5 protein-coding genes are annotated in these 2474 nt (G+C 42.5%); all 5 read left to right on the forward strand.

What is annotated here, in order from left to right; all coding sequences use genetic code 11:
* The first annotated feature begins 549 nt into the window (after nucleotides 1–549).
* The gene (locus BM021_RS14820; protein ID WP_090721746.1) at nucleotides 550–849 is read left to right on the forward strand and encodes a hypothetical protein; all 300 of its coding nucleotides are present in this window, start codon (nucleotides 550–552) and stop codon (nucleotides 847–849) included.
* Between the two features lie 34 nt (nucleotides 850–883).
* Nucleotides 884–1042 carry a DUF4326 domain-containing protein gene (locus tag BM021_RS14825; RefSeq protein WP_090721747.1) on the forward strand — a complete coding sequence of 53 codons (159 nt, stop codon included), beginning with the start codon at nucleotides 884–886 and terminating at the stop codon, nucleotides 1040–1042.
* A complete protein-coding gene (locus tag BM021_RS15640) occupies nucleotides 1035–1262 on the forward strand; it encodes a hypothetical protein (protein WP_090721748.1) in 228 nt (75 codons plus the stop codon). The genes BM021_RS14825 and BM021_RS15640 overlap by 8 nt, the downstream gene beginning before the upstream one ends.
* Before the next feature lie 66 nt (nucleotides 1263–1328).
* On the forward strand, nucleotides 1329–1757 hold the full coding sequence (locus BM021_RS14835) for a helix-turn-helix domain-containing protein (protein WP_090721749.1): 429 nt from the start codon (nucleotides 1329–1331) through the stop codon (nucleotides 1755–1757).
* The gene (locus BM021_RS14840) at nucleotides 1711–2400 is read left to right on the forward strand and encodes a transposase domain-containing protein (RefSeq protein WP_177186399.1); all 690 of its coding nucleotides are present in this window, start codon (nucleotides 1711–1713) and stop codon (nucleotides 2398–2400) included. The genes BM021_RS14835 and BM021_RS14840 overlap by 47 nt, the downstream gene beginning before the upstream one ends.
* The last annotated feature ends 74 nt before the right edge of the window (nucleotides 2401–2474 follow it).

Genomic DNA, 2474 nt, shown 5'->3' on the forward strand with positions numbered 1-2474 from the left:
CAGAGATTCTATTTTCTGTTAATTCTGCGATTTCTTGATGTGTCGTTGCTGGTTTTTTGTTTTTCTTAGCTCTTTTGAGTTTTCCGACAAGCCCTATGTAGACAGTAGGCGTAAAACTATGGAGTGGAGTTTAAAACAACATAACAGTAAAAATAAATACAAAACAATGACATTAAGAATATTAAAATAACGTAAAACAGTACATTTTAGAATTCGTAATCAAGAAGCGAAGGCAGCTTAGGTAACAGTGTTTAGTAAGAAATCAGGATAAAGAGAGCAAACGATGATTGAACTAATAGGATGGATCGGCCTGGCAATATCTTTCATGGCCGCAATTTATCATTACTATATGTATTCAAATTACCAAAAAGCATATGAATATATTAAGAGAAAGTATGGGGATGAAACAGATAATACGAAATTCCCTTCCAAAGATGATCACTCTCGGGATGCGAAAAAATATTCGTATTACACTGCATTCTTCACTGCCGTGCTGACAATCATCAACTTGTATTTCCGGCAATAGCTTCTTCCAAATAAGGCAAAGTGATGGATAAACCACTTTTTATTCCACTCAAGTCTGAATACTACGATGCATTTGCGGACGGTACAAAAAAATCTGAATTGCGCAGATACGGACCACGATGGAACGAAAACACATGTAGGGTACGCAGGATCGTTACCTTGAGCAAGGGTTATGGTAATAAAAACAGACGTCACGGACGAATAATCGATTTTTATAAAGTACCAGCAAAATGGCTAGATAGCTTCCATGGAGCTGCCATCATTTCAATCTACGGCAGGCTGGATATTGATATTACTGTAATTTTTCATCGATTTAGTGAATGACGGTCACACAACAAATATTCTCAGGAATTAAATAATGAACCAGCAACCAAGACGAGTACAACTGAAGCGTGTTAAAGGCTGGCGCATGCCTGAAAACACGGTAAAAGTCGACAGAACCACGAAATGGGGAAATCCATTCGCGCCAGGAAGAGAAAATCTATTTATACCTGGGAGAATGGTTGAGAATGAATAATTGCAAAATGAAGCTTGATCTTTATCAGATGGCGATTGATTCTGAAATGACTCAAGAAGAATACATAATCGAACTTGGACGTCAGTATGCTACGTATCTGTCAATGGTGCTCGAGCAGAATCCGGGATGCGCATTTGAATACAAAGTTCATTTCATCGACCATGATGTTGTTATTGGTGCGCACAGGATAAATACTTGTAGAAAAACAATAATAATCTGAAATGAAGATGATCTTGAGGTGGCAAGTTTGCTTGAGCGTTTTGCAAGAATGATAAGGAATCAATAAATGACAGCGATACAGAAAATAATTAATGATCCGAACAAACCCAGACTGACCGAAAAACAGGCAGCAGAATATCTAGGAGTGTCTAAAAAAACCCTTGATACATGGCGATTAACCAAGCGCCATATTATCCCTTATCACAAAATGGGTGGGATGATTCGGTACTCTCAATCGGATCTCGATATCTTCCTGCAAACACCAGAATTGCCGAGTAAAGTTACCCCGGCGTTACCCCGAGTTATTCTGAAGTTCTTATTAAACTATATACTTATTGTTTTATGGTGCCGACACCAAGAATCGAACTCGGGACCTTCTGACTCAAGTTCGTTTGATACAGAATATGCCATGATACCCTTTTATTTAAAACTTGATGGTAGAGGGTTATATGGCGAGAACGAGGTCAGTCTTAGGGTCTGGAGCCAGGTTAAGTGATTTTTTGTCAGCCAGTCTGTTAGCACGCGTTGTTCCTGCAGAGCAGGTAAATGCCGCGCTGGATGAATATGGCTGTAATAGTCAAAGATTGCGTAGTTTCCCTGCGGTTGTTGGTGTTTATTACTGCATGGCATTAAACCTGTATCCAGAAGCCGCATATGAAGAGGTTTTTTCGGTTGTGGCACAAGGGCTTGCCTGGGCCGCTGGTACGGCGGAGCCGGCACGGGTGGCCAAGTCTTCCATCAGTGCAGCGCGAAGTCGCATTGGCTGGCAACCATTAGCCACATTGGTGGAGCGTTGCTGCAATCCATTGGCTGATCCCCAGGCAAATCCTCAGGCGTTTTATGCCGGATTGCGATTGGTAGCCATGGACGGCAGTAATTTCGAGTTGCCCGATGAAGCTGATAATGCGGCGCAGTTCGGGTACCCTGGTAGTCGCACAGGCCACGCTGGTTACCCGCAGGCACAGTGTGCTGTGCTGGTTGAATGCGCCACTCACGCTATCCTGGGAGCCAACATAGGGCCGTACCGAGCTTCAGAATGGGAAAGCCCGCTGCTAAACCGTCTTATTCCAATTCTATTTAGGAACAGCATTAATAATCCAATCCCATCCGGTAATGCTGCGCATAGTTTCCTGGTTTGATTCGAGGCTTTTTAGCGCGCTCTCCAGATGTATCTCAAGCGCATCCAAACTATCGAAGGCACGGCTATGAAAGA

Source organism: Nitrosomonas sp. Nm166 (assembly GCF_900112825.1).
In the GTDB taxonomy this organism is placed as follows: Bacteria; Pseudomonadota; Gammaproteobacteria; order Burkholderiales; family Nitrosomonadaceae; genus Nitrosomonas.